The sequence below is a fragment of the Micromonospora sp. B9E7 genome (assembly GCF_039871815.1).
In the GTDB taxonomy this organism is placed as follows: Bacteria; Actinomycetota; Actinomycetes; order Mycobacteriales; family Micromonosporaceae; genus Micromonospora.
On sequence record NZ_JBDPLX010000016.1, the window covers coordinates 65,185 to 91,012 of the forward strand.

The following is a 25,828-nucleotide window of genomic DNA, read 5'->3' on the forward strand; positions in this document are numbered from 1 at the left end:
TGGAGGACCTACTCGCCTAGCTGGCGTACGTCTCGAACTCGGCGACCCGTGGCGTACCACCGGAGCTGTTGATCTTGAAATTGATCTTGCTCAACGTGGCCGCGGAGAAGGTGATCGAGCCCGCCCCGCTGCCGGAGGCCAGGACGGCCCCGTTGTCGTTGTTGACCAGTTGCCAGGACCCGATCGAGCCCTGCGTGCCGGATGGCTCCCGGATGACCACTCGGGACACCCGGGTGGCGGAGCCCCATTTGATCGAGATCGTGCCGGTCGATCCGGCCGGCGACCAGTAGGTGTCGATGTCGCCGTCGCGCACGTTGCCGTAGCTCGTTCCGCTGGCCTTGCTGGAGCCGTCGGCACCGGCGCCGAGGCTGAGGTTGGTGCCGCCGGAAGGCGGGGGCGTGGTCGGCGGGGGCGTGGTCGGCGGGGGCGTCGTGGGCGGCGGAGTGGTGGGCGGCGGAGTCTGCGGCGAGCAGCTGCCGTTCGACACCCGCAGACCCGTGTTGGCGCCCACCGTCTGCCGGACGATGTCCGGGACGCAACTCGCTCCGTCGAGGCTGTACGGGTACGGGATGCCGACGGTGGTGGTGGACGTCAGGTTGGGGCCGGCGGGATAGTTCTCGCTGCCGGCGCTGGACCAGGTCACATTGTCAAGGATGTTGCCGCTGACCTGCCAGAACCCGCGCTCGCTGGTGTAGAAGGTGCCGAGGACGTCCTTGGAGTCGCGGAAGTAGTTGTTCTCCACCTTGGCCTTGGCCCCGGCCCGGGAGTTGATCCCGGACTCGTGCAGGCTCACGTAGTGGTTGTTGTAGATGTGCGCCGTGCCACCGCGCAGCAGCGGCGTGCGGGAGTCGATGTTCTCGTAGAGGTTGTGGTGGTAGGTGATGAAGCCGTTGGACAGGTCGCTCTCGCTGGACCCGACGAGGCCGCCCCGACCGGAGTTGCGCAGGATGCTGTAGGACAGCGTCACGTACTGGGTGTTGTCCTTCATGTCGAAGAGTCCGTCGTACCCCTCCGACTCCCCACCCGAGGCTTCCAGGGTCACGTGGTCGACCCAGACGTTGCGGACCGAGCTCTCCATGCCGATGGCATCTCCACCGTTCGAGGTGGGCGAGCCCGACTTCTTGACGTTCCGGATGGTGACGTTCTGGATGATGATGTTGCTGGAGTCACGGATGTGGATGCCGAGCTGATCGAAGACGGCTCCGCTGCCGACCCCGATGATGGTGACGTTGCTGATCTGCTTGAGCTCGATCACGCCCGCCGCGGTGTTGCAGCTCGACCCGGACACCTTGCTGGTGTTGCCGTGGTTGATGGTTCCGGTGACCTCGATGACGATCGGGGTGCTGCTGCTGGCCCGCCCACACAGCGCGGCATGGATCGCCGTCCCCGTGGTGGCCCGCACCGTCTGCCCGCCCGCGCCGCCGGTGGTCCCACCGTTCTGGGTGGCGTAACCGGTGGCACTGCCGGCTGCCGCCGATGCCTGCGGGGTGGGCAGTGCCACCCCGATCGCGATGCCCACGGCTGCCGTGGCCAGCGCCGCCTGAAATCTCCACGCAACTGGTCGTCTCATCTCGCCTCGCTTCACATTTGTCTGACCCTCGGGACGCAAAGCGACGACCGTCGCGACCGGCCGCACCACGCGCGTCTCTGCAATTGACGGCAGTCAATTACTGCGCCGCCTTCGACACTCACGAGACCCTGGTGGGCGCGGTGGAGCGTCGCACATTCGCCACCCACTGGCGGCATGCACGAAATGCGATCATCCGGCCTCATGAATGAAACATCGATGTGACGCAATGGTAGGAAAGCGGTTTCCCTCGAGGCAAGGGTTGGCGCTTGCAGGTTTGTTGCAGTGCCGAGCGAGGCGGCAGCCGAGTGGGCCAGGGCGACACAGCCGCCCACCTCCGGCCAGTCGGGCGGCCGGTATTGACACGACAGGGCCCGACGTCGATGCTCTGCTAAATCAGTTTAGCGACCCTCTCCGTCCCGCTACGAGATCGCTGGCTGAGCGCACCACCACCGAGAAAGGACTCGCATGAGACTCCGAAACGGACTGATCCCGCTCGCCGCCACCCTCGTGCTGGCCAGCGCCTCCGGCACGGCGTACGGCAGCGCGAGCGGCAAGCCCGGCACCGCGGACGGAATCCGCAGCATCACCCCGATCACCACCGTCTACACGTACGGCCAGAAGGTCTCGGCGGTCGCGATCGAGTACGGGGCAACGGTCAATCCCCGCACCCTCGACACCGACACGTTCTCGGTGAGCGACACCGTCTACAACTTCCGCTTCAACCCCATCGAGGACCTGCCGAAGCTGGCCGACCGGACCGTCACCCACACCTACACCAACGGGGTGCCCGGCACGCGGACCGACCACCGGTCGGCACCGGGCAGGTACGTCATCGTCGAACTCGACCCCGCCGACACCGGTGGCTCGACGGTCATCGTCTCCAAGTGCCCGACCTTCCTCTGCACGGTGAAGGTCAACCCGGAGCTGCCCACCCGGGTGGTGCAACGCAAGGACGTGCACGCCCAGCCCGGCCGAGGGTCCGGCAAGGGGCCGGTACTCGCCCGGGCCACTCCGCGCGAGTCCCGTCCGGTCACCGAGAAGCCGGCCAACGGGCTGGTCGACGAGTTCACCTACGGCTCGTACCTGAGTGGCGGGATGGTGCTGCCGTACCACTACCACCTGCCGAAGAACTACCAGCCCGGCCGCAGGTACCCGCTGATGGTCGTCCTGCCCGGTCACGGAATGGGCTGGGACGGTGACAACCTCGGTGTCCAGCTCGCCGCCGACATCCCGGCGACCGCCTGGCTGCAACCGCAGTGGACCGGCACCTCCGAGGACGTCATCGTCCTGGCACCACAGCACCAGCGGGTCGGCGGGGCCGCCGAGGCGGATCTGCTGATCAAGCTGCTCGACCAGTTCGTCGGCCAGTTCGCGGTGGACACCCGCCGGGTGTACGCGACCACTGTCTCGTACGGCTCCCAACTGCTCTGGGCGGCGTTCGCCAAGCGGCCGGACCTGTTCGCCGGCGGGCTGGTGACCGGTGGCTTCCCGGTCAACGCCACGCAGGCGACCGCCATCGCAACGGCCGAGGTGCCGGTGTGGATCACGCACGGCGAGCACGACCACCTGCTCAACGTCTCGGGCGCGCGCAACTCCACGACGCTGCTGCGGCAGGCGTACGAGGCCCGGGGTAAGAGCCCCGAGCAGGCCGCCGATGTCGTGCGCTACACCGAGTACGCCGACGCCGCGTTCTCGTTGCCGGACTACCACGCGGCGTTCGGGCCGACCTACGAGGACGCCAGCATCCTGCGCTGGCTGCTGGCCCAGTCCAAGCCCTGAGGCCGCGGACCGGGCGACGCCTCGCCGCGATCCGCCAGCGCGACTCCCCCGCGCCGACGGATTACCGGCGGGCGTCGCCCGCGTCGGGCTCGACAGCAGCGGGCGCGCCCCCGACGAGCACGGACTCCTGACCCTCCTGCCGGCCCTCCTGCCTCGCGCGGGCGAGCAGCCCGGCCAGCCGACGCCGCCGGTGCCGGACCATCGCCCGCAGGCCCAGGAGCAGAGCGGCGAGAAGACACAGGAGCGCGAGCTGCGCCCACGGCACGGCCCAGGTGGTGACGGTGGCGGACGCCTGTCGCAACTCGGCGCCGGCCTGAGCGTCACCGAGCAGGGTCGGTGACGTGCTGACGGTCGTCCGGACGCGGCCCAACGCCCAGACGCCGTCGGCGCGGGTCTCGATCTGCCGCCTACCGCCCGGAAGTAACTCCTCGACCTGGGCGGTGGCGTCGTGGTTGGTCCGGCCGAGCGGGTCGGACACCGCGACGCGGCTCGTCCCGCTGACCCAGACATTGCCGTCGTTCTCCACCGTGTAACGGACCCGGACGGTGCCGCCGGCGAAGGGGTTCCACGACGAGGTGTACGTGGCGCTGAGGTCTCGGACGGCCAGCGCGGCCTGAGCGGTCCCGTTGACCCGCACCATGACCCGGAACCCGACCCTGCTCTCGACGTTGACCGTGCCCCCGGTGCTGGTGACGGTCGCGGCGATGCCGGCCGGGTGGTCGCCCGGCGTGGCGCCGGTGGGCACCGTGATCGTGAACGGCACCACCCGCGTCTCGTTGGGGCCGACGGTGACCCTCTCCTGGACGCCGATCCAGGTGCCACCGTCGACCGAGGGTCGGTCCGACGACAGCATGTTGAAGCGGCCCTTGTCGGTGAGGTAGCCGTCGGCGGCCTTCAGCGAGAACGCGACAGCGCTGCGGCTGAAGTTGCGGACCGCCAGGTGCTCGGTCACGGTCTGCCCCGGGTCGAGGCTGGCGTTGACCCACCGGCGTTGGTCCGGCCCGGTCGGGCTGGCCGGCTGCACCGTCCAGGTCAGGGCCTTCGGGTCCGGCTCGGCCACCGCCGGCACGGCCGGCGTGGCCGCCACCGTGAGGGTCGCGACGGCGAGGACGGTGAGCGCCCGGCGCAGCGGGGTGACGGTCATGGCGACGGCCCTTCGGCACGGGGATGGCGGGGGCCTGGTCCAGGCCCCCGCCACACCACTATTCGAACAGTGAGAGCGTGAGCGTGGAGCTGTACTCGCCGGCGGCGACCTCCGCGGGGGTCCGCAGATACAGGTCGGCGTTGACGGAGTACGAATCGCTGGCGACCGCCTCGGAGTCGAAGGCCGAGACCAGCAACTCCTGGTCGACGAGACCGACGTTGTTGCCCGGCTGGGTTGCCTCGTCCAGGCTGGTCACCACTTCCTCGCCCTCGGTGACCAGGCCGGTCTCCCCGCCGTCGAGCAGTCGGGGCTTCCAACCGAAGTGGTCGGCGGTGATCGGCGCCTGACCGGAGTCACCCGTGAAGGCGGTCGCGCTGCCGAGCACCGCCCAACTGGCACCGTCGGGCACCTCGTCGGCGACGCGGGTGTCGGTGACCGTCACCGTCGGCAGCGTACCGACGAACTGGCGTACCAGCAGGGTCGAGCCGTCCTCGGACAGCGCGATGGCGTCCCCGGCGATCGACAGGGCGAGTACGCCCGGTTCCCTGATCTCGTCGATGTCGACGGTGACCCGCACGCTGGCGTCGTCTCCGGGCTCCGCCACGGCGGGCGACGGTAGCACCGCGGCCCCGCCCAGGACGGCGCCGACCGCACCGGCCGCGAGCATCTGCCGCCGTTTGTATGTGTTCATCTGATCTCCGTTCTCATTCGTGAGGGGTTAGCCACCGCAGGTGCCGGCGGGGTGTTGCACGGTGCGGACGGTCGTCACGTCCTGTCCGCCGATCGCCCCGGTCACCCGGACCGTCGCCGAACCCGCCGGCACCGACGCGGCGCGCGTGTTGAACGACTGGTAGGCGCTCGCCCCTGGCGCGACCGCCGCGAACGACCGCTGTCCGTACGAGGTCTCCAGGGCGATGCCCACCGGCGCGTCGTGGTCGTTGCGTGCCTGCACGGCCACGTACGCCTTGCCACCCACGCACCGCGTCGACGCGGTGACCGTGACGGGCAGTTCGGGCTGGGTGGCCGCTGTGAAGGCCCAGTTGTCGATCTCGAAGAGGTCGACACCGGACGGGCCGCTGTAGGTGAAGTAGACGTCGTGCACACCGCTGACGCCGTCGAGTTGGGCGGTCACCTCGGCCCACTGGCCGACGGGGGTGTCGACGGCGACCGTGCCGACGACGGGACCGGCGACGTCGTCCAGCCGGACCTGGACCTGACCGCCGGCGGCGAGGGCTCGCACCCGTGCCGTCACGCTCTGCGCGCCGTTGTCGCCGAAGTCCACCGACGACAACGCCGTCCAGTCGCCGTTGTCGATGTCGCGGACCGCCAGGTTCGGCGTGGTGTCGCCGAACTGGGCGGAGCTGCCGTCGATCTGCACGGTCGCGACGCCCTTGCTCCAGCCGAAGGTCTCGGCCTCGAAGACGCGGTACGGGTCGAAGTCGCGGACCTGGTTGACACCGGCGTACGTGCCGACGACCTGCTGGATGGTGCCGTCCGGGTTGAAGGCCAGTTCCTGGATGTGCGGGCTGCGGTACCCCTGGGTGGTGTTGCCGTTGATGCGCTTGTTCAACGTCGGGGCGTGGTAGGTGAAGTAGTACTTGCCCTCGAACTCGAACACCGACTGGTGGTTGTTACCACCGGTGCCGCTGCCGAAGAACTGCGACTGGTTCGGGAAGAGCACACCGGCGTAGGTCTCCTTCGGCCACGACATCGGGCCGTCGGAGATCATGTAGCCGATCTGGCCGCCGCCGGGGTAGCCGGGGAGCGGCTGCTGGCTGCCACCGAAGTCGTTCCCGCCGAAGTGCGACGAGTACGAGAAGTAGTACTTGCCCTGGCGCTTGAAGACGTGGCCCGCCTCGAAGGCGACCGGGGCGTCCACCACCGCGGCCGTTCCCTCGGTCGAGACCATGTCGTCGCCGAGTTCGATGGACCGGATGTTCTTCGGGTTGTTGAAGCGCTCGGCCGGCGGCATGCTCGTCGCCGCGGGACCACCACCGAAGTAGAGGTACGGCTGGCCGTCGTCGTCGACGAACGGGGCCGGGTCGAACTTCCACGCGACGGCCTCAGCACCGGGGGTGCGGCCGTCGATCAGCGTGCTGGTGCGCTCGCTGGTCCACGGCCCGAGCGGCGACGCACCGGTGATCACGTTGCTGGAGCCACCGCCGTTGGCGTAGTAGAGGAAGAACTTCTCCACGCCGTTCACCACCTTCTTGGTGATGCCCGGAGCCCACGAGTTGGCGGTGAATGGGGCCACCCCGTTCGGGCCGGCGACCTGGATCTCACCGTGGTCGGTCCAGTTCACGAGGTCCTCCGAGGAGATCACCGTGATCTGGTTGATGTCGCCGTAGTTGATCCCCGGCGAGACACCCGTGCTCGGGTTCGGGGCGTACCCCTGGGTGTCGTTGGTCAGGTACATGTAGACCCGGCCGTCGTGCACGAAGCCGAAGCCGTCGGCACCGAACTTGTGCCCGATCAACGGGTTGTGCTCCCCGGGCAGCTTTCCGACGACCTCGATGGTCTTGGAGGCCGGCGCGGGCGGGGCGGCGCCGACCACCGAGACGTCGTCGAGCTTGAAGTCCATCAGGTGCAGGTCCGGGTCGGTGGACGGGGTGCTGGTCCAGGGCGTCTCGAAGAACAGGCGAGCCGTCGACACGCTCTGCGTCGACGGGATGGTGAACGTGCCGTTGAACTGCGCCCACTGGCCCTTCGTCGCCGTGACGCTGACGAGGTTGGTGTAGGTGCCGCCGCCGTAGTGCATGGTGGCGAAGAACTGCTTCGTCGCCGGGCCGCTCGCGTTCTCGTACTTGATCCGGGCGGTGAGGGTGTACGCCTGGCCGGCCTGCACCTTGCCGCTGAGGTCCTGCATCGGCCCGGACCCGGTGGTGGCCCGGCTGGTGACGAGGACGGCGTTCGTTCCGGAGTAGGCGTCCGACGTGGCCGTGAGCTGGGCACCGTCGGTGGCGTTTCCGTTGTTGACGAACCAGCTGGCCAGGCCGTCCTCGAACCCGCCGTTGACGACGAGATTCGTGTCGGCGGCCTGGACCGGTGCGGCCGCGGTGCCGAGCCCGGCGGCCAGCATCAGGCCGACCGTCGCGAGCGCCGCGACCCGACCTCGGGTCGCTCGTCGCATTCGTTGTTCCACGAAACGTCCTCCTTCATCTCTGACGTGCGGTCATCGGTGTACGGGGGATCGATGGGTGCGCTTCCGTGGGTGGTCCGGACATCGGGGGCCGACTGCCGCCACCGGTCCGACCGCTGGCCCGGCGGCGCGGGACGGATCCGCTGTTCCGCGCCGCCCGGCCGGTCGCCGCTGGTGCTGGTCGGTGAGCCGAGGGCTCGTGGTGGGGTTATCCGCCGCAGGCGTTGGCGGGGTGCTGGGCGGCGTGGACGGTGGTCACGTCCCGGCCGGCGACCGCCCCGGTGACCCGGACCGTCGCCGACCCGGCCGCCACCGACGACGCGCGGGTGTTGAACGACTGGTAGACATTCGCCCCCGGCGCGACGGCCGCGAACGACCGGTTCCCATAGGGGGTCTCCATGGTGATGTCGACCGGCTCGGCCGAGTCGTTGCGCGCCTGCACCGCCACGTACGTCCTGCCGGCGAGGCAGCGCACCTGGGCGGTGGCCGTCACCGGCAACGCCGCGAGCACTCCGAGGCGGGCCAGTTGGTAGCTCAGTGCCCGCTCCGGCGCGTCGATCTCGTTCTGGGTGCCCAACTGTCCGGCCCGTGCCGACGTCGCCGCGGCGAGGGCGGACTGCGTCGTCGCCCAGGCGTCGGCCGGGTAGTGCCGTGCGTCGAGTGTCCGCGCGTGGGCGATGGCCGCGTCCAGAGCGGTGGTGTCGAACGGCCGGGCCTGCGCGGTCAGCACGTCACTGAGCAGGTAGTCGTCGAAGTCGACACGTCCGCCGGTCTCCTGTGTCGCGTAGTTGAACAGGCCGACCCGGTGACCCATGAAGTGCGCGAGGCTGCCGTCCAGCGTCTGCGGGCCGACGCGGTCGCCCAACCGGGTCCACTGCACGCCGTCCAGGCTGTAGTAGAACGTCGTCCACAACTGGCCGACCGGCGAGGCGAAGTCGAGGTCCGCCTTCACCTGCACCTCGGTCGCGTCCCCGAGCGCCACGGTCGTGCCCGGCAGGAAGTTCTCCAGCGTCGACTGGTCGAGGTCGACCGCGAAGGGCTGCGACCGGTTGACGACGCCGAGGGTGTTGACGCCGTCGACACGCTTGACGGCCACGTACGAGAAGCCACGGTTGTAGGCCGCCAGGCCCGCGACGTCGCCGTTGCGCATCCCGGAGATGTCCATCCGCGTCTGCACCGACTGCCGTGGCCCGAACGTCCGTTGCGAGAGCGTGTTGCGGGCCTCCTCGAACCAGGCCAACTCGGCCCGGTTGGACAGCTTCGTGTAGACGTACTGGCCGGTGACCACCTTGCCGGTCGTCAACCGCAGCCAACCCTCGCGGTCGGTGAGCGACCAGTACCTGTTGTCCGGGGCGTGGTTCCACTCCCACGCCAGGTCCAGCCGCGAACCGTTGGGCGCGACCTCCGCTGGGTCGAGCGGCGCCGGAACCGTCCACTGCTCGTCCTGGTACGCCCTGTGCGGCGCGTCGTTGGCGAAGTCGTCCGAGGCGACGATGCTCTTCTGTCGCTCGAACGCCTCCTCCGCCGGGCTGAGTTGGATCGGCTTGTCGAACAGGCCGTTGACCGGCACGACCCCGTTGGTGCCGAAGGTCGGCCACCCGTTCTGCCAGGTGGCGGGGATGAGCGCCGGGATCCGCCCGATCGGGAACGTGTCGCGGAAGAACATGCCGTGCCAGTCGGTCCGGCCGTCCTCGCGACTGATCGGCACCAGGCTGCCCTGCGCGAAACCGTTCGAGTTGAGCACCCCGCGCGCCTCGTAGGTGTTCACCCCACCGGCCGAGGTGTAACGCCCGAGCAGGTCCTTCGAGCGGAACATGACGACCTGGCGGCCCTGCCCGGACGGCCAGGTGATGATGACGGCGTAGTACCAGCCGTCGATGTGGTAGAACTGCGCGCCCTCGAACAGACCGCCGATGAACGGCTGTCCGGCGTAGTTGCTCGCCGTGAAGATGTTCGGGTAGTCCTGCTCGATCGCCGTCAGGTTGGCGTTGAGGCGTACGGCGCTGGTGCCGCCGGAGCCGTAGAAGATGTACGGAGTGCCGTCGACGTCGAAGAAGAGCGAAGGGTCGTGCAGGCCACGGCCGAGGGACGTCCGCTGCCACGCGCCGTTCTCGATGTCGTCGGTGCGGTAGAGGTAGGCCCCGTTGAGGTTGTTGGTGTTGAAGGCGACGTAGAACATGCCGTCGTGGTAGCGCAGCGACGACGCCCACTGGCCCTGGCCGTACGAGTTCTGGCCGTTACGCAGCGAGAAGGAGTCACCGATGCTCGCGCGGTCGAAGACGTAGTTGACGATCTCCCAGTTGACGAGGTCGTACGACTTCATGATCGGCGCGCCCGGGCTCAGGTGCATCGTCGTGCTGATCATGTAGTAGATGTCGCGGCCCTCGTCGTTCTCGGCGGCCGGCACACGCTCGACGCTGATGTCCGGCACGTCGGCGTTGAGCAGCGGCACCGAGTACGTGCCGGCGCCGGTGTCGGTCGAGGTGTACGACGAGCGGGGCGACCACCCGTCGGCGGCGTACGCGGCGGCGGGCGCGACCACCAGGCTCGCGCCGACGAGGAGGGCCGATGCGAACGCGCACAGTGGACGCGAGCGGCTCACGACCACTGTGGACAGCATCCGGGGCAGGGTGCTCGCCACGTGCTGAGCGACTTCGTTCAGGCTGTTCACAGTGAGTCTTCGGGCGGAGTTCAGGACACGCGAGCGGACCGACACGGCCAAGGCGAGCTCCAAACACGAGAGCGGCGTGAAAGCCATCGTGTTATCGCTAACAAAGCCTGTCAAGACCATCGATGAAACCTGCCCGAAGTGTCCCCGTAACACCGCCGCCACTCCACAGTGGACAGTCCTGCCCAGCTCCTACCCCAGCTCCCACCCCGGTGATCATGAGGTTGTCGTCACCGATCCCGGCGTGTCGGGGCGACAACCTCATGATCACCGGGGTGGGTCCGGCCCGGACCAGGCTGGCGGTCGATTCAGTTGGGCAGGCAGGTGCGGAGCGCGGCGGTCAGGCGGTTGGCGCGCTCGTCGCCCATCCCGCGCATCTGGTTGACCACGTACCCGAACCCGACCTGGTGCTGCGCGTCGGCGAAGGCCAGGTTCCCGCCCGCGCCGTCGTGGCCGAAGCTGCGCTCACCCAGCAGTGGCCGGGCCGGTGGTGAGTGCAGCAGGAAGCCGCTGCCCCAGCGCTGCCCGGTGTCCGGCGGGCCGTGCCGCTGCTGGCCCCGCGAACGGACGGTGACCGCGTCGTCCACCGATGCGGCCGTCAGCAAGGGTCCACGCTGGACGTCCGACACGCAGGCCGCGTAGAGACGCGCCAGGCCGTCCGCGGTGCTCACCGCGCCCGCGCCGGGAACGCCGGCGGCCCGGATGGCCGGGTCGTTGAAGCTGACCAGACCATCGTCGTCGGCGGGGAAGGCGAAGGCTCCTCCCATGGTGATTCCACGTTCGGCGACCGGATCCACGAACGGGTCGGCGTCCGGAGGTGGCGCCAGCCCCCAGGCGACGGTGTCGCTCTCGGCGGCGGGAAGCCCGAGCCAGGTGTGCAGACCGAGCGGCTCCGCGACGGTGTCGCGGAAGTACGCGCCGGGGAGCTGACCGGTGACGCGACGGATCACCTCGCCGACCAGCCAGCCGTAGGTCATCGAGTGGTAGCCGTGCGCGGTGCCCGGCTGCCACAACGGGGTCTGCGCCTCGATCGCCTTGATGACCGGATCCCACGCCAGGACCTCGTCGAGGGTCAGGGGCCGGTCCAACGCGGGCAGGCCGGCCTGGTGCGTGAGCAGCCAGCGCACGGGGATGTCCGCCTTGCCGTGCTGCCCGAACTCCGGCCAGTAGCGCGTCACCGGAGCATCGAGGTCGAGCCGGCCCTGCTGGACCAGGAGGTAGGCGCAGATCGCCAGGATTCCCTTGGTACACGAGAAGACGACGACCGGCGTGTGCGCGTCCCAGGGCCGCCCGGTGCGGGTGTCGGCCACCCCGCCGTACAGGTCGACGACCTTGCGACCCCGTACGTAGACGGTGGCCGCGGCGCCGACCTCACCCTGGGAGGCGAAGTTGTCGCGGAACACGTCGGCGACGCGGCCGTAGCCTTCGTCGGCATGGCCGTGGATCTTCGGCTGTGTGACCACTGCCTACCCCTTCACTGATCCCTGGATCAGGGCCTTGATGAACTGTCGCTGGAAGATCAGGAACACGATGAGCGTGGGCGTGAGGATCAGCAGCGATCCGGCGCAGAGCAGCACCAGGTCGGTGCCCCACTGACCCTGGAACGCGCCGAGCGCTCCGGCCATGGTGCGTTTGGTGGCATCGTCGACGAGGACGATGGCCAGGAGGAACTGGTTCCACGTCCAGAGGAACATCAGGATCGTCAGCGAGGCGATGGCCGGCCGGGCCAGCGGCACCTGGACCCGCCAGAACATCTGCCACGTGCTGCTGCCGTCCACCCGGGCCGCCTCGGACAGCTCGACCGGCACGTTGGTGAAGTGCGCCCGCATCCAGAACACCGCGAACGGCATGTAGAGGCCGATCAGCGGCAGGATGATGGCCCAGCGGGTGTTGAGCAGGCCGAGATCCTGCATCTGATAGTAGAGCGGGGTGACCACGGCCTCGAACGGCAACGTCAGCCCGAGCAGGAAGAGGCCGAAGACGAGTCGTCCGCCGGGCACCCGCAGCTGACCGAGCCCGAACCCGGCCATGGTGGCGATGAGCACGGACACCGGCACGACACCGGCCACGATGATCAGGCTGGAGCGCAGCAGGGCACCCATGTTGGCGGCGGTGAAGGCGTCGGCGAAGTTCCCCCACTGCGGGTCGGACGGCCAGGCCAGACCGGTGGGCACCGTGCCGCGTGGCTGCAACGCCGCCGAGAGCATGCTCACGAACGGCAACAGGGTGACGAGGATCAGGGCGATCAGGAAGACACGACCGGTCACCTGTTCACGGCGGCTCAGGTTCACGGCTTCTCCCCTCGGGTCAGTCGCTGGATCGGCAGCACACAGGCCAGCACCAGCAGCATGAGCACGACGGCGAGCGCGGAGGCGAGCCCGACCTGACGCTGCGAGAAGGCCAGCCGGTAGATCTCCAGGCCCGGGACGGTGGTCTGGAGGCCGGGACCGCCGCTGGTGGAGATGTAGACGATGTCGAAGCTGGCCAGGGCGGCGATGATCGTCACGGTGAGGCAGACACCGATCTCCTGGCGCAGGCTGGGCAGGGTCACGGCGAGGAACTCACGGACCGGGCCCGCGCCGTCCAGCCGGGCGGCCTCGTAGAGCGCTGGATCGATCTTGCTCATGCCGGTGACCAGGAGGATCGTGCAGAGGCCGAGCAGGACCCAGGCCCCGATCACGCCCACGGCGGGCAGCGCCGTGTCGAAGTCGCCGAGCCACGCGCGGGCGACGCCACCCAGACCGACCGCACGCAGCACCTGGTTGACCAGACCGTTCGACGAGAGCAGCCAGCTCCACGCGATGCCGGCCGCCACCAGGGGAATGACCTGCGGCAGGAACAGGATGGTCCGCACGACCGTGCCGAACGCGCCGGTGGTGATCCGACGAACCATGCTCGCCACCAACAGACCGAGCGAGACGGGGATGAAGCTGAAGAAGACGATCAGGATGACGGCGTTGCCGATGATCTTGAGCAGGTCGCTGTCGGTGAACACGGTGACGTAGTTGTCCAGACCCGCCCAGCGGGCCACCCCGATCCCGTTCCAGTCGTAGAGCGAGTACTGCAGCGTCAGCACGAGCGGGCGGAGGACGAACACCGCGTACATCACCAGGGCGGGCAGGACGTACAACCAGCCGGTCCCGGCCGCGCGGGCCCACCGAAGTCGGTGGGCCCGCGTGGGGGTCGGACGGGCGCGACGATCGTCCCGCCCGGTTGGTGCGCTGCCGAGGGCAGACGTCATCGGGACAGTTCCTTCGCGTACTCGGCCTGGACGGCCTTCACGTACCCCTCGGGAGTCTGCTGCCCGGCGACCAGCTTCTGCATCTCCGGGGTGATCGCGGCGGCGAAGATGCCACCGGTGGCGTTCGCGGTGAAGTCCACCGCGCCGTTCTCCGCGCCGAGTTGCTGCGACGCCTTGAGGGTCTCGGCCAGGACCGTGTTCGGGGCGGCGGCCGGCACCGGAAGGTCACTCGGGCCGCCCGGGCTGGAGCCCCCGACCGTGACCGCGATCTCGCGCGCCTTCGCGTTGGTGTGGACCCAGTTCAGGAAGAAGGCGGCGGCGTCGGGGTTCTTGGCCTTGGCCGAGACGCCGAAGGTGTTCGGGGCCGACATGGCGACGTGCTTGCCGCCGGGGGCCTCCGTCGGGAACAGGAAGAAGCCCACGTTGCCGGGCATCCCCTTGTCCAGGTTGGCCGACTCCCAGTCGCCGTTGAACATGAACAGGCCGTTGCCCTTCTGGAACTCCCCCACCATGCCCGCGTAGTCGATGGCGTTGGCGTCCTTGGGGAAGTAGCCGGCCTGCGCCCACTTCTGGATGGTCTGGGTGGCCTTCAGCGCGGCCGGGGTGTCGAACGTGGCCCCCGGCTTCTGGAAGATCCAGTCAGCGACCTGGGTCGGGTCGCCGAACTGGTTCTGCAGCGCCTGGTGCGGGAAGTTGATGCCCGCCGTGTTCTTGTTGAACTGCATGATCGGCTGGACCCCGGCGGTCTTCGCCTTCGCCAACAACTGCTCGAAATCGGCGACGGTGGCCGGCGGCTGGGTCATGCCGATCTGGGTGGCCAACTTCTTGTTGTAGAAGACGCCGGTGACGCTGTAGCCGAGCCCCATGCCGTACAGCGACCCGGTGCCCCGGGTGTTGTCGCCGACGCGCAACTGCATGAGCTGCGAGGCCGGGAACTTGTCCCAGCCGTACGCGGTGAAGTACGGGTCGAGGTTCTTGAGCAGGTCGTCCTTGACCAGGTCGACCATGGTCGGGAGCCGGATGATGTCGGGCGAGTTGTCCGACGCCATCACCCGCGGCGCGTTCTCCACGATCACCGTGAACTGGTCCTCACGGATGTTGAACGTGACATTGGAGTGCTGCTTGGAGAACTCGTCGGCCAGCGCCTTGGCCAGGGGGAAGCCGGTCTCCGCGTACATCTCCAGGGTGATCGGTGCGGTCCCGAGATCGGTCTTGACGGCGGCGTCGGACTTCGGGCTCGACGACCGGTCCTCCCCTGGCGCGCTGCAGGCCGTCGCGGCCATCCCGACCGCCAGCAGCGACGCGAGGAGCACAGTTCTCCGTCGCGGGAAAGTTGTCAGCAATTCTGCCATTTCATGACTCCTCGACTATTCACCCGCCCCGCGGCCCACGACCGCGCGACGGCCCCACCGGAACCACCGCGCCGGACTGACGGCCGTGGCGTGTGCGTCGCGACCGGTGGACCGAGCACGACACCCGCGCCCGTCACCACGAGGCCCGGCACGGCCACCGAAGGCGCCTCTGGATGCACCAGAAGTGGTCGCTAAACTGATTTAGCAGAGCATGCGCGTGGCACGGGAAGCTGTCAAGGACAACCTGGCAACAGGGCGGAAACGTCGGGTTCACACCACTCCCGGCGTGACCGACGCGAGATCTCGGGCGGCGACGCATCATGATGGGCAGGAGCAGCGCCTATGGCACCGCGCCTGTGGCACCGCGCCTGATTCGGAGGACTGATGGGCAGCAACAGAGCAACACTCGCCGACGTCGCGCGGAGAGCCGGGCTGTCCAAGACCGCCGCGTCGATGGTGCTCAACGGCCGGGAGGGCACCCGACTCTCGGCCGAGGCGCACCAGCGCGTGTTCGCCGCTGCGGAGGAACTCGGCTACCGGCCCAACCTCGCCGCGCGCAGCCTGCGTACCCGCAAGACCGCCACCATCGCGTTCGTCTCCGACATCGTCGCCACCACCCGGTTCGCCGGCGACCTCATCCGTGGCGCGCTCGACGCGGCCCGCGAGCGGGACCACGTGCTGCTCATCACCGAGACGCAGGGCGACGCCACCTTCGAGCAGTACGCCATCGAGGCCGTGCTCGACCGGCAGGTCGACGGGGTGATCTACGCGGCGATGGCCACCCGACGACTGACGGTGCCCCCGGCCATCCTCGGCGGTCCGGTCGTGCTGCTCAACGCCACCAGCTCCGACGGCCTGCCCAGCGTGCTCCCGGACGACGACCGGGCCGGCCGCACCGCCGCCAACACCCTGCTCGAACTCGGCCACCGCGACGCGATCGCGCTCATCGGCCGCAACCGACTGAAGGAGGACGACCCCGAGGTCTCGCTCGCCGCCCGGGCGCGTCTGCACGGCATCCGGCAGGCGCTCGGCGACGCCGACGTCTCCCTCCTGGCCGAGTGCTTCTGCACGGAGTGGTTGCCCGAGCACGGGTACGCCGCGATGCGCGGCCTACTGGGCCGGTCCACGCGACCCAGCGCGGTCATCTGCATGAACGACCGGCTGGCCTTCGGCGCCTACCAGGCACTCGGCGAGGCGGGGCTGACGGTCCCGGAGGACATCTCGGTGATCTCGTTCGACGACGACCCGATCGCCGCGTGGCTGCGCCCCGGCCTCGCCACCACGGCACTGCCACACGAACAGATGGGGCGGCGCGCGGTCGAGCTGCTGTTGGACGGCGGCGTCACCGAGCCGTCGCTCGTGCCGATGCCCCTGCGCCGCCGAAAGTCCCTCGCCCCTCCGGCGCAATGACCACGAGCCCGCCGAGTCATCGACTCCTGGGTCGTCAGAGCACCGCGCCGGACCTGCCCAGGCCGACGCTAAAACGGTTTAGTGCTAGGTTTCCCGCCATGCTTCGTCTACCCGACCACTGGGTGTGGGACAGCTGGTACGCGCGGGACGACAACGGCCTCTGGCACGTGTTCTTCCTCCGCGCCTCCCGTGCCCTGCACGACCCGCACCGCCGCCACCGCCGCGCCACGATCGGCCACGCCGTCTCGGCGGACCTGCACTCGTGGCGCCTGGTCGCCGATGCCGTGGTCCCCGCCGACACTCCCGGTTGGGACGACCTGGCGACCTGGACCGGCTGCACGGTCCGCGGCCCGGACGGACGCTGGTACCTGTTCTACACCGGGGTCAGCCGCGCCGAGGACGGCCTCGTCCAACGCATCGGCCTGGCCGTCTCCGACGACCTGACCACCTGGCACCGGCACGGCACCGAACCCGTCGTCCAGGCCGACCCGACCTGGTACGAACTGCTCGACACAGACCTGTGGTACGAGCAGGCCTGGCGTGACCCGTGGGTCTTCCCCGACCCGGACGGCGAGGGCTGGCACATGCTCGTCACCGCCCGCGCCAACACCGGACCGACGAACACCCGTGGCGTCGTCGGCCACGCCACCTCCACCGACCTCGTCAGCTGGACCGTCCAGCCGCCGCTGTCGACACCGGCCGGCTTCGGCCACCTGGAGGTGCCGCAGGTCGCGGTGATCGACGGGCAGCCCCTGCTGTTGTTCTCCACCGACGCGACCAGTAGCGCTCGACGCGACGACCACCGGATCTGGGTGGCGACCGGCGAGACCGTCCGCGGCCCGTGGGACATCGCGTCCGCCCGGCCGTTCACGCACCCGCACCTGTACGCGCCCCGGCTGGTCCCCGGACCCGGCGACGACTGGTCACTCATCGGTTTCCTCGACCACGTCGACGAGACGTTCGTCGGGGAACTCACCGACCCCATCCCGGTACGGTACGACGCCTCGACCGGGCTGGTCGTGGACCCGGCGCGGACGCTCACCGCGAGGTGACGGCGATCCCGCGCGTGGAGAACGCCGTGCTCCGGCCCCGTCCCCCGCACCGGGTGGGGTCGGCCGACGAGCGCTGACCCGCGCAGGTCCGGGCTGGGGCGGTACCGCCCCAGCCCGGACCGTGGACAGCGCGCTGTCCGGCTCGCTACGTCAGCTCCGCACCTGCCACTGCTGGTTGGTACCACCGTTGCAGGACCAGAGGATCAACTTCGTGCCGTTCGCCGTCGCGGCGGCGTTGGCGTCCAGGCAGAGACCCGACTGCACGCCCGTGATGGTGCCGTTGGCGTTGATGTTCCACTGCTGGTTGGCCTGACCGTTGCAGTCCCAGATCACCACGGTGGTGCCGTTGGCGGTGCCCTGGCCGGAGGCGTCCAGGCACTTGGTGCCGTAGACCATGAGCTGCCGGCTGGCGGTGTGGGTCCACCGCTGGTTGGCGGCGCCACTGATGCAGTCCCAGATCTGGGCCTGCGTGCCGTTGGTCGTGCTGGAGTTGCCGATCTCGGCACAGCGGCCCGACTGGACGCCCACGATCTGCACGTTCTGCGGGTTGGTGCTGCCGCCGCTCTGCACACCGGCGGCGTTGATCACCGTCTGCGCGCCGGACGGCCAGTTGCCTCCGGAGACCGTGACGTTGCCGTTGACCACGTTGCCGCGATCACCGTTGGTCACGTTCGTGCTGTTGTTGGTCGACCAGTTGTTGGTGACCGTGTAGTTGCCCATGTTCTCCGCGTACCAGTAGTTGGCGGTGGCCCAGGTGCCGGTGGAGGAGAACACGTTGTTGCGGGCGGTGTAGTAGCGCGAACCCTCGTCGAAGTAGAGCCCGAACCAGCCGTTGGTCCGCAGGCAGTAGTTCTCGTTGATGGTCCCGCCCGGGTTCGCCGACAACGTGTAGATGCACCCGCCGTCGGTCATCTGCTGCATCACGTCGTGCACGTAGTTGCCGATGACCTGGTTGTTCGCCGCGACCGTCGCCGTCGTGTAGCGCGGCTGGTAGTTGTAGAGGCCCCGGTTCGCGTAGTGCTGGCTGCCGCCGGCGTCGTTGGCGCCCCAGCCGTAGCCGACCGACAGACCGGTGTACGGCATGTTGTAGACCTCGTTGTGCGAGATCAGCGCCGTGTTCACGTAGGTGGTCAGGATCGAGACCACACCCCGGTACTCCAGACCCAGATCGTGAACGCGGTTGTTGCTCACCGTGATGTTGCGGTTGACCATCCGCTGGTCGCTGGGGTGGTGGGCGTCGGCGCGTACGCCGCCGACCACGATGCCCCCGGCGGAGTTGCGGGCGATCTCGGAGCGGGTGACGGTGATGTTGCTGGCGCCCAGGCCGACACCGCTGGCGTGGGCGTTGGCGTCGTTGCCGATACCGATGGCCGTCTGCCCGAGGTTGACGAACTGGGAGTCGCTGAAGGTGATGGTGTTGGCGGCCGAGACCTGCACGGCGGCCGGCATCTGGTTCCAGTTCGGCCGGGTGGCCTCGAACTGGGGGCAACCGGCCTGGCAGGAGGTCAACGCGTCGGACGGACGGGACCAGGTGCCGGTGATGTGCGCGCCGGTCTGCTGGTCCGCGAAGCCGTTGCTGCTGCTCGGGCCGAGCCAACTGGTGCCGGTGAAGGTGATCCCGCTGAACGAGATGTGGTGGGCCGGCGCGTCGTAGCTGCCGCCGACGTTGACCAGGGACTGGAGCTGCGGCAACTCCACGCTGACGGAGCTCATGTTCTGCCCCGAGAGCGGGATGTAGTTGAGCTGGCCGTTGCTCGGGTTGAGGTACCACTCCCCCGGCGAGTCCAGGAACTCGTACGCGTTGGTCAGGTAGAAGGGGCCGGCGCGGTGCGGGCTGGAGAGGGTGTCGAACCCGAAGGTGTTGTTGTTCCACGCGGGCTGCTGCATGGTCAGGAAGTTCCCGCTGATGCTCTGCACCGGCGAGTACCGGTCGGTGAACGAGCCGACGCTCTCCACCTCGACCCGGTTCTGGTTGCCGAGGTTGTTGAGGTAGTTGAGCGCGCTGTTGCTGAACCGCATGCCGCTCGTGGTGAAGGTGAAGTCGGCGCGGTTCACGGCGGCGCGCGCCCGCGTCGCGACGGCCCCGTTGACGTAGAGCTGACGGGAGTCGAGGCCGGCGCCGACGTTGGCCCGCCAGATGTTCTTCCCGGAGTCCACGAGCGACCACCCGGTGACCGCCCGAGCCCCGGTGATCGTCGGCCGGGCGCCGGTGGCGGCCCGCCAGATCACCTGGTAGCCGTTGTTGCCCGAGTCGGCCGCGGTGAATCGCATCGGCGACGAGAGCCGGTAGGTGCCGTTGGCCAGCTCCACGACGATGTCACCGGACATCGCGCTGTTCTGGGCCCGGACGGCGGTCTGGGCCGCGGTCAGCGAACACGGCTGGCTGGCCGTGCAACTGCTGCCGGTGCCCGAGGGCGACGCGTAGAGGGTGGTGGTGGCCGCGGCGGCCGGGGACGCCGAGGCGGCGACCGCGACCAGCGCGGTCAACGCGGTCGCGGCGGCGCCGGCCAGCAGCCGGCGTGGCGACGGAGGTGACGAGGACACGGGACGGTGCTCCTAACAAGAGGGGGTGGGTGGTTGCGCTGTGCCTCGACGGACGCGGGCCACGCGGTTATCCGAGGATCTCCCGGAGGTAGCGCAGGCCGTCCGTGGCGAGGCGGTCCTGCGACGGTGCCAACGGACGCCAGATCGCCGCGGCGGTGGCGATGGTCTCGTTCTCCGCCGTGAACGACTCGATGCAGATCGCACCCTGGTAACCGGTGTCCCGCAGGACGGTGAAGAACCGGGGCCAGTCGAAGTGGTCAGCACCGGGGGCGCCCCGGTTGGTGCCGCTGACCTGGACGTGCTTGATGTGCCGGCCGGCGACGGCGAGAGCCGCGTAGGGGTCGGCCTCCTCGATGTTCATGTGGTACGTGTCGATCATGATGCCGACGCTCGGGGGTAGACCGTCGATCAGCTCGACCGTCTGCTCGATCGTGTTGACGACGCTGGTCTCGTAGCGGTTCAACGCCTCGACACCGATGCTCACCCCGCACTTGCCCGCCTGCTCCGCGACCGGCGCCAGGGCACGCCGGAAGTCCGCGTAGCAGGCGGCGCGAGCCGTCGGCGACATCCGCCAGGTGCGACCGACCGAGGCGTACACGGGACCGCCGACGCACGGAGCGCCGACGGCCGCCGCGTTCGCCACACAGCCCTTGAGGTACGCCACCGTCGACTCGACGACCGCTGGCGCGGCGTCCACCAGGTCCCGCCCGGGCGGGGTGACCGCGCAGACGCCGGCGGCGACGAGACCGTGCTCCGCCAGCAGGTCCCGGGTGCGGACCGGATCCCAGTCACCGGGCTGCTCGATCGGCAACTCGACCGCGTCGAAGCCGAACGACGCGATCCGCGGGATCAGCTCGGCCAGGGCCTTGTCGTCGACCGGCGAGGCCCACACCCACGGGTTGACGCCGATGGCGTACATCGGAACCTACTTCCAGCGCTGCGGGTAGCCGGGCAGGTCGGTGCAGCCGCACATCGCGTAGTGCAGGGGCGGCATGCTCGTGTCGAGGTACCTGTCCAGGTTGTCCTGCGTGACGGTCGGCTGCGGCAGCTTCCACGGGTTGGACACCTGCTCGCCGTCGAGGATCCGCAGCGCCGCGATGATCGGCGTACGCCACTGGTAGGTCGGGTAGGTGGGCGCGATCGCGGTGAGGTTCTTGTCCTTCCAGATCTTCAGGAAGTCGAGCTGGTCCTCGCCGTTCATCGGCGGGACGGGCTTACCCGCGTCCTGGAACGCCTCGACCGCCGCGACGGCCACCGCGCCGGCGTCCATCCAGACACCGTCGATGGTGCCGTACCGCTGGATGTAGTCGTCGACGATCTTCTTGGTCTTGGCCGGGTCGCCATCGGTGAACTCGACACCCACGACGTCGACCTTCGCCTTGTCGAACGCCACCTTCGCCGCCGACCAACGGGTCTCCAGGACGTCGACGCCGGGCAGGATCCGCAGGGCGAGGACCTTGCCACCGGGCTTCATCTTCTGACTGACGAACTCGGCTCCGACGTGACCGAACCCGTAACCGCCGATCGGGTTGATGAACGTCACCGGGCACTTCGTGTTGACGCCGCGGTCGAAGACGACGACCGGCAGCCCGGCCTGGCAGGCCGCCTCGACGGCCGGGGTGAGCGTGGCGGTGGTGTTCGGCGAGACGATGAGCGCGTCGCAGCCCTTGCCGAGCAGGTCGTTGATGTCCGCGATCTGCTTCTGGTCCTTGCCTTCGGCGTCGACGTGCACGAACTCCTCGATGCGGCTCTTCTGCGCCTCGACCTCGGCCTGCATGGTCTTGAACCCGACCTGCCGCCACGGATTGTTCAGGGCCGCGTTGGAGAAGCAGATCTTGTGCGGTCCGCTCTTCTTGAACTTGGCGGTGTCCACCATCTTCGGGTTGAGCACCTGTTCCCACGGCTTGTCGGCCGGGCCGGTGGCAGCCGCGTCGAGCAGCGCCAGCTCGGCGTCGTAGTCGGCCTGCACGAAGAACTTCGACTGCTCCCCGGTGCCCGAGCCGGCGGCGGAGGCGCTGCCGGACGGGCTCGCGGTCGGCTCGTCGGTCGCACAGGCGGTGAGGGACAGCAGGGTGACAGCGGCCAGCGCCGCTATGGAACGTCGCACTATGGCTCCTCTTTATCTCGACGAAGAACGCGTTGCGGAGACCGCCACGGCGAGCAGGATGATCCCGCCCTGGACGGCCGACCTGAGGGCGCCGGAGACGCCGTAGAAATTCATCAGGGCGAACAGCAGTTCGAGGGTCAGCGCGCCGAGCATCGCGCCGACGACCGCGCCGCGCCCTCCGCCCAGAGCGACGCCGCCGAGGACGACCGCGGTGATGGCGCCGAACTCCAGGCCCGCGCCGGCCTGGAACGACACCCCGCTGTAGCCGCCCAGGAGGATCGCCGCCACCGCCGCCGCGAGCCCGCTGAGGACGAAGGCGATCGTCCGGGTACGCCAGACGCGTACTCCGCTCAGCTCGGCGGTACGCGGGTTGTCGCCGACGGCGACCAGGGTCCGCCCGAAGTCGGAGCGCATCAGCAGCACTGCCACCACCGCCAGGACCAGCAGGACCAGCAGCGCGTACGGCACGCGGCCGAGCAGCGGCACGTCCTCGAAGGCGCGTCGGCCGAACCGGCGGAACTCCTCGGAGAGACCGCCCTTCGGGGCCCCGTCGGACCAGAGGTAGACCGCTCCGACCAGGATCAGGAACATGCCGAGCGTGGTGATGAACGACGGCACCCGCAGCCGTGTCGTGACGAGGCCGTTGACCAGCCCGACGAGTGCTCCGAAGGCGAGCAGGAGCAGCACCACCGGCCAGGTGCGACCCGGGTCGCTGTCGATCAGCCGGGCGGCGACGACGACCTGCGCGGTCACCAGGGAGCCGACGGAGAGGTCGAACTCGCCGGCGACGATCACGAAGTACTGGCCGGCGGCGAGCAGGATGATCGGCGCCGAACGACCGAGGAACGACATCAGCGACGGCGGGGACAGGAAGTCGGGCTGTCGAATGCCGACGAGCACCAACAGCACCGCGAGGATCGCGAGGATCGGCAGGATGCCACCGGGACGCACCCGGGGGAGCCGCAGCGGCAGCGAACGGGACTGGACGGTCTGCATGGTTAGGACGCCTTTCGCAGGGCCCTGCGGGCGTAGACGGCGACCGCGGCGATGATGATGACGCCCCGGATCACCTGCTTGAAGAAGGCGTCGACCTCGAGCTGGTTGAAGATGGCGTCGATGCTGGCGAGCAGCAGCACCCCACCGACCGTGCCGATCACGCCGCCGCGACCACCGGCGAGGGCGGTCCCGCCGATCACCACCGCGGCGATCGACTCCAGGTCGTAGAGGCCCTCGGTGCCCACCCGGGGCGCGCCGGAGCCGAGTCGACTGGCGAGGTAGATGCCGGCCAGCCCCGCGCACATCGAGCAGAGCACGTGTGCGGTGACGAGGATCCGGTCGTTGCGGACGCCGGAGAGCCGGGCCACCTCCGGGTCACCGCCGACCGCGATCAGGTGATGCCCGAAGCGGGTCCGCGAGAGCGCGAACCAGGCCGCGGCGGTCACGGCGATGAGCAGCAGGAACGACACCGGCACCGGGCCGATGCGCTGGTACCCGAGGGACTGCACGAGTGTGGGCGAAGTGGTGCCGGCCGGGCCGTCGTAGCCGTTGTCGAGGTATCCCTTGAGCAGTAGCCCGACGCCGAGCGTCGCGATGAACGCGTTGACCCGGAACTTGGTGACGAGCAGCCCGTTGAGCAGCCCGACGCCCGCGCTGACGGCGAGCGCCAGGCCGATGGCCGGCACCAGCGCGCCATCGCTGCCGTTCATCGTCTCGGCGGCGACGAGGGTGCTGAGGCTGATCACGTACGCCACCGACAGGTCGAGCGAGCCGCCCAGGATGACCAGGGTCTGACCGACGGCGACGAGCCCGAGCCCGGCGGCGACGTGCAGCAGACTCACTGTCGTGGACTGGTTGAAGAGCTGACCGCCGTCGACGAGGACGACCAGCCAACCGATCGCCAGGGTGAGGGTCAGGGCCACGAAGACGCCCGGTACGGGACGCCGGGCCGGCAGGAGCGACAGGGCACTCATGCGGCAGCCTCCCGCGTGGTCCCGACCGCCAGGGCGACGACGTCCTCCTCGCTCGCGCCGGCGGGCAGTTCGCCCGCGACGCGGCCGTCCCGCATGACCACGATCCGATCACTCATCCCCAACAGCTCCGGCAGGTCGGACGAGATCATCAGTACGGCGGCGCCGTCACGTGCGAGGCGTCGGACGAGGTCGTGGATGGCTGACTTCGCGCCCACGTCGATGCCCCGGGTGGGCTCGTCGAAGAGCAGGATCCGCGGGTTGAGCGCCAGCCACCGGGCCAGCACGACCTTCTGCTGGTTTCCCCCGGACAGGTAGCGGATCTCCTGGTCGTCGCCGGCGCCGCGGACCTCCACGGCGGCGAGCAGCTCGCGCGCCCGGACGGTACGGGCGGCATGCCCGGAGCGAATCGCGAACACGGCTCGGCTGGCGAGCAGCGCGTTGTCGAGCACCGACTGCCGGGGGACGATCCCCTCGCCCTTGCGGTCCTCGGTGACGTAGGCGATGCCGGCGCGCATCGCGGTGCGCGGTGAGCGCAGCCGGACCGGCCGGTCGTCGAGCGTGACGTCACCGGTCGTGAACGGGGACACCCCGAAGATCGCGCGGGCCAGCGCCGAGCGGCCGGAGCCCTGTAGGCCGCCGATGCCGAGCACCTCACCGGCGCGCAACTGGAGGTTGACGTCACGCAGCTTCCGGTTTCCCACATCGCGAAGGTTGAGCCGCACCGGACCGCGGTCCTCGGGGGCGGCCCGGTCCGGGTAGTAGCTGGACAGCTCCCGCCCGACCATGTGCCGCACCAGCTGGTCGGCGGTGGTGTCCGCGGTGTCGACAGTGGTCACGCGCCGGCCGTCCTTGAGGACGGTGATCCGGCTGGACAGGTCGAAGACCTCGGCGAGCCGGTGTGAGACGTAGAGCAGGCCGATGCCTCGCTCCTGCAGTCGCCGCACCAGCCCGTAGAGCAGCTCGACCTCGTGGTCGGCCAGCGCGGCGGTCGGTTCGTCCATGATGAGGAGTCGGGCGTCCAGGGCGAGCGCCTTGGCGATCTCGACGACCTGCTGCTGGGCGACGCCGAGCTGGCCCACCCGGGCGTCCGCCGGCAACGTGGTCTCCCCGATCGAGGCGAGTAGTCGGCTGGTGCGGTCGAGCATCGCCCGACGGTCGACCAGACCGCGGCGGACCGGCTCGTGCCCCAGGTAGACGTTCTCGGCGACGGTGCGCTCCGGGAGAAGGTTGAACTCCTGGTGGATGATGCCGACGCCGGCCCGCTGCGCGTCGCGCGGACCACGGAACGTGCGGGGTTCACCGGCGAACTCGACGGTGCCCTCGTCCGGGGCGTAGCCGCCCGAGACGATCTTCATGAGGGTCGACTTCCCGGCGCCGTTCTCACCGACGACGGCGTGCACCTCGCCCGGTGCCACGTCGAGGTCGACACCGTCGAGAACGCGTACGCCGAGGAAGGACTTGCCGATGCCCCGGAGGGTGAGTAACGGCACCGGCCGCGGGTCTGACATTCCGAAAGCCCTCACAGACAGTAGTCATCAACAAGGTTCGATCAAACGCTACGGTGGCTTCGAGGTGTCAGCCATCGAACTTTCGTAGGTAGCGGCGGATGTTTACGTTCTTCTATCGCGAACATTCTCTTGACATCGACGAAACATCACACGTATGAAGATAGATGTTTGGATGCTGGTCCGCAATCCTCGACCGGGGCCGATTGCCAAGGCCGGCAGCCAGATCGGCAGCGATGCCGCAGCGAGGAAGCCGATGGCGGCCGTCGTCAACCGGGCAGGACGTCGGACGTCACTCCATTAATTGACAGTCATGGATCTCTAGCTCATCCTGACCTCGTGGACCA

18 protein-coding genes are annotated in these 25,828 nt (G+C 69.2%); 3 read left to right on the forward strand and 15 right to left on the reverse strand.

Going from position 1 to position 25,828, the window contains the following annotated elements:
* Window positions 1-16 precede the first annotated feature (16 nt).
* On the reverse strand, window positions 17-1,570 hold the full coding sequence (locus tag ABGB10_RS23475; RefSeq protein WP_347663107.1) for a polysaccharide lyase family 1 protein: 1,554 nt from the start codon (window positions 1,568-1,570) through the stop codon (window positions 17-19).
* Window positions 1,571-2,035: 465 nt separating this feature from the next.
* On the opposite strand from ABGB10_RS23475, the gene ABGB10_RS23480 reads away from it, so the two are divergent.
* Window positions 2,036-3,349 carry a hypothetical protein gene (locus ABGB10_RS23480; RefSeq protein ID WP_347663108.1) on the forward strand — a complete coding sequence of 438 codons (1,314 nt, stop codon included), beginning with the start codon at window positions 2,036-2,038 and terminating at the stop codon, window positions 3,347-3,349.
* Between the two features lie 61 nt (window positions 3,350-3,410).
* Here ABGB10_RS23480 and ABGB10_RS23485 read toward each other — a convergent pair whose 3' ends face one another.
* The 8 genes from ABGB10_RS23485 to ABGB10_RS23520 all read right to left on the reverse strand — a co-directional run bounded on the left by ABGB10_RS23485 (window position 3,411) and on the right by ABGB10_RS23520 (window position 14,893).
* Window positions 3,411-4,493 carry a hypothetical protein gene (locus ABGB10_RS23485; RefSeq protein ID WP_347663109.1) on the reverse strand — a complete coding sequence of 361 codons (1,083 nt, stop codon included), beginning with the start codon at window positions 4,491-4,493 and terminating at the stop codon, window positions 3,411-3,413.
* A gap of 58 nt (window positions 4,494-4,551) precedes the next feature.
* Complete coding sequence (locus ABGB10_RS23490; protein WP_347663110.1) at window positions 4,552-5,184, reverse strand: hypothetical protein; 633 nt, start codon at window positions 5,182-5,184, stop codon at window positions 4,552-4,554.
* Window positions 5,185-5,211: 27 nt separating this feature from the next.
* On the reverse strand, window positions 5,212-7,635 hold the full coding sequence (locus ABGB10_RS23495; protein ID WP_347663111.1) for a family 43 glycosylhydrolase: 2,424 nt from the start codon (window positions 7,633-7,635) through the stop codon (window positions 5,212-5,214).
* 205 nt (window positions 7,636-7,840) lie between these two features.
* On the reverse strand, window positions 7,841-10,303 hold the full coding sequence (locus tag ABGB10_RS23500; RefSeq protein WP_347663112.1) for a glycoside hydrolase 43 family protein: 2,463 nt from the start codon (window positions 10,301-10,303) through the stop codon (window positions 7,841-7,843).
* Window positions 10,304-10,608: 305 nt separating this feature from the next.
* Entirely contained in the window at window positions 10,609-11,763 is a 1,155-nt protein-coding gene (locus tag ABGB10_RS23505; protein WP_347663113.1) for a serine hydrolase domain-containing protein, read from the reverse strand.
* A gap of 3 nt (window positions 11,764-11,766) precedes the next feature.
* Complete coding sequence (locus ABGB10_RS23510; RefSeq protein ID WP_347663114.1) at window positions 11,767-12,591, reverse strand: carbohydrate ABC transporter permease; 825 nt, start codon at window positions 12,589-12,591, stop codon at window positions 11,767-11,769.
* Window positions 12,588-13,541 carry a sugar ABC transporter permease gene (locus tag ABGB10_RS23515; protein ID WP_347663115.1) on the reverse strand — a complete coding sequence of 318 codons (954 nt, stop codon included), beginning with the start codon at window positions 13,539-13,541 and terminating at the stop codon, window positions 12,588-12,590. Before ABGB10_RS23515 ends, ABGB10_RS23510 begins: the two co-directional genes overlap by 4 nt.
* On the reverse strand, window positions 13,538-14,893 hold the full coding sequence (locus ABGB10_RS23520) for an ABC transporter substrate-binding protein (protein ID WP_347663116.1): 1,356 nt from the start codon (window positions 14,891-14,893) through the stop codon (window positions 13,538-13,540). The genes ABGB10_RS23515 and ABGB10_RS23520 overlap by 4 nt, the downstream gene beginning before the upstream one ends.
* Before the next feature lie 384 nt (window positions 14,894-15,277).
* On the opposite strand from ABGB10_RS23520, the gene ABGB10_RS23525 reads away from it, so the two are divergent.
* Window positions 15,278-16,303 carry a LacI family DNA-binding transcriptional regulator gene (locus ABGB10_RS23525; protein WP_347663117.1) on the forward strand — a complete coding sequence of 342 codons (1,026 nt, stop codon included), beginning with the start codon at window positions 15,278-15,280 and terminating at the stop codon, window positions 16,301-16,303.
* Window positions 16,300-17,355 carry a family 43 glycosylhydrolase gene (locus tag ABGB10_RS23530; protein WP_347663118.1) on the forward strand — a complete coding sequence of 352 codons (1,056 nt, stop codon included), beginning with the start codon at window positions 16,300-16,302 and terminating at the stop codon, window positions 17,353-17,355. Before ABGB10_RS23525 ends, ABGB10_RS23530 begins: the two co-directional genes overlap by 4 nt.
* Window positions 17,356-17,505: 150 nt before the next feature.
* Here ABGB10_RS23530 and ABGB10_RS23535 read toward each other — a convergent pair whose 3' ends face one another.
* The 6 genes from ABGB10_RS23535 to ABGB10_RS23560 all read right to left on the reverse strand — a co-directional run bounded on the left by ABGB10_RS23535 (window position 17,506) and on the right by ABGB10_RS23560 (window position 25,484).
* Window positions 17,506-19,899, reverse strand: coding sequence for an RICIN domain-containing protein (locus tag ABGB10_RS23535; protein WP_347663119.1), 2,394 nt, complete (start codon window positions 19,897-19,899; stop codon window positions 17,506-17,508).
* A 67-nt stretch (window positions 19,900-19,966) separates the two neighbouring features.
* Window positions 19,967-20,818: a sugar phosphate isomerase/epimerase family protein gene (locus ABGB10_RS23540; protein ID WP_347663120.1), complete on the reverse strand. Its 852-nt coding sequence runs from the start codon at window positions 20,816-20,818 to the stop codon at window positions 19,967-19,969.
* A 6-nt stretch (window positions 20,819-20,824) separates the two neighbouring features.
* The gene (locus tag ABGB10_RS23545) at window positions 20,825-22,006 is read right to left on the reverse strand and encodes a substrate-binding domain-containing protein (protein WP_347663121.1); all 1,182 of its coding nucleotides are present in this window, start codon (window positions 22,004-22,006) and stop codon (window positions 20,825-20,827) included.
* A gap of 12 nt (window positions 22,007-22,018) precedes the next feature.
* Window positions 22,019-23,002 carry an ABC transporter permease gene (locus ABGB10_RS23550; protein ID WP_347663122.1) on the reverse strand — a complete coding sequence of 328 codons (984 nt, stop codon included), beginning with the start codon at window positions 23,000-23,002 and terminating at the stop codon, window positions 22,019-22,021.
* A 2-nt stretch (window positions 23,003-23,004) separates the two neighbouring features.
* Window positions 23,005-23,976: an ABC transporter permease gene (locus tag ABGB10_RS23555; protein WP_347663123.1), complete on the reverse strand. Its 972-nt coding sequence runs from the start codon at window positions 23,974-23,976 to the stop codon at window positions 23,005-23,007.
* The gene (locus tag ABGB10_RS23560) at window positions 23,973-25,484 is read right to left on the reverse strand and encodes a sugar ABC transporter ATP-binding protein (RefSeq protein ID WP_347663124.1); all 1,512 of its coding nucleotides are present in this window, start codon (window positions 25,482-25,484) and stop codon (window positions 23,973-23,975) included. The genes ABGB10_RS23555 and ABGB10_RS23560 overlap by 4 nt, the downstream gene beginning before the upstream one ends.
* Window positions 25,485-25,828 lie beyond the last annotated feature (344 nt).

Bases quoted from the DNA above. Each gene is read 5' to 3' on its own strand.
- ABGB10_RS23475 (WP_347663107.1), bottom strand. From the start codon at position 1,570: ATGAGACGACCAGTTGCGTGGAGATTTCAGGCGGCGCTGGCCACGGCA.
- ABGB10_RS23480 (WP_347663108.1), top strand. From the start codon at position 2,036: ATGAGACTCCGAAACGGACTGATCCCGCTCGCCGCCACCCTCGTGCTG.
- ABGB10_RS23485 (WP_347663109.1), bottom strand. From the start codon at position 4,493: ATGACCGTCACCCCGCTGCGCCGGGCGCTCACCGTCCTCGCCGTCGCG.
- ABGB10_RS23490 (WP_347663110.1), bottom strand. From the start codon at position 5,184: ATGAACACATACAAACGGCGGCAGATGCTCGCGGCCGGTGCGGTCGGC.
- ABGB10_RS23515 (WP_347663115.1), bottom strand. From the start codon at position 13,541: ATGACGTCTGCCCTCGGCAGCGCACCAACCGGGCGGGACGATCGTCGC.
- ABGB10_RS23520 (WP_347663116.1), bottom strand. From the start codon at position 14,893: ATGGCAGAATTGCTGACAACTTTCCCGCGACGGAGAACTGTGCTCCTC.
- ABGB10_RS23525 (WP_347663117.1), top strand. From the start codon at position 15,278: ATGGGCAGCAACAGAGCAACACTCGCCGACGTCGCGCGGAGAGCCGGG.
- ABGB10_RS23530 (WP_347663118.1), top strand. From the start codon at position 16,300: ATGACCACGAGCCCGCCGAGTCATCGACTCCTGGGTCGTCAGAGCACC.
- ABGB10_RS23540 (WP_347663120.1), bottom strand. From the start codon at position 20,818: ATGTACGCCATCGGCGTCAACCCGTGGGTGTGGGCCTCGCCGGTCGAC.
- ABGB10_RS23550 (WP_347663122.1), bottom strand. From the start codon at position 23,002: ATGCAGACCGTCCAGTCCCGTTCGCTGCCGCTGCGGCTCCCCCGGGTG.
- ABGB10_RS23555 (WP_347663123.1), bottom strand. From the start codon at position 23,976: ATGAGTGCCCTGTCGCTCCTGCCGGCCCGGCGTCCCGTACCGGGCGTC.
- ABGB10_RS23560 (WP_347663124.1), bottom strand. From the start codon at position 25,484: ATGTCAGACCCGCGGCCGGTGCCGTTACTCACCCTCCGGGGCATCGGC.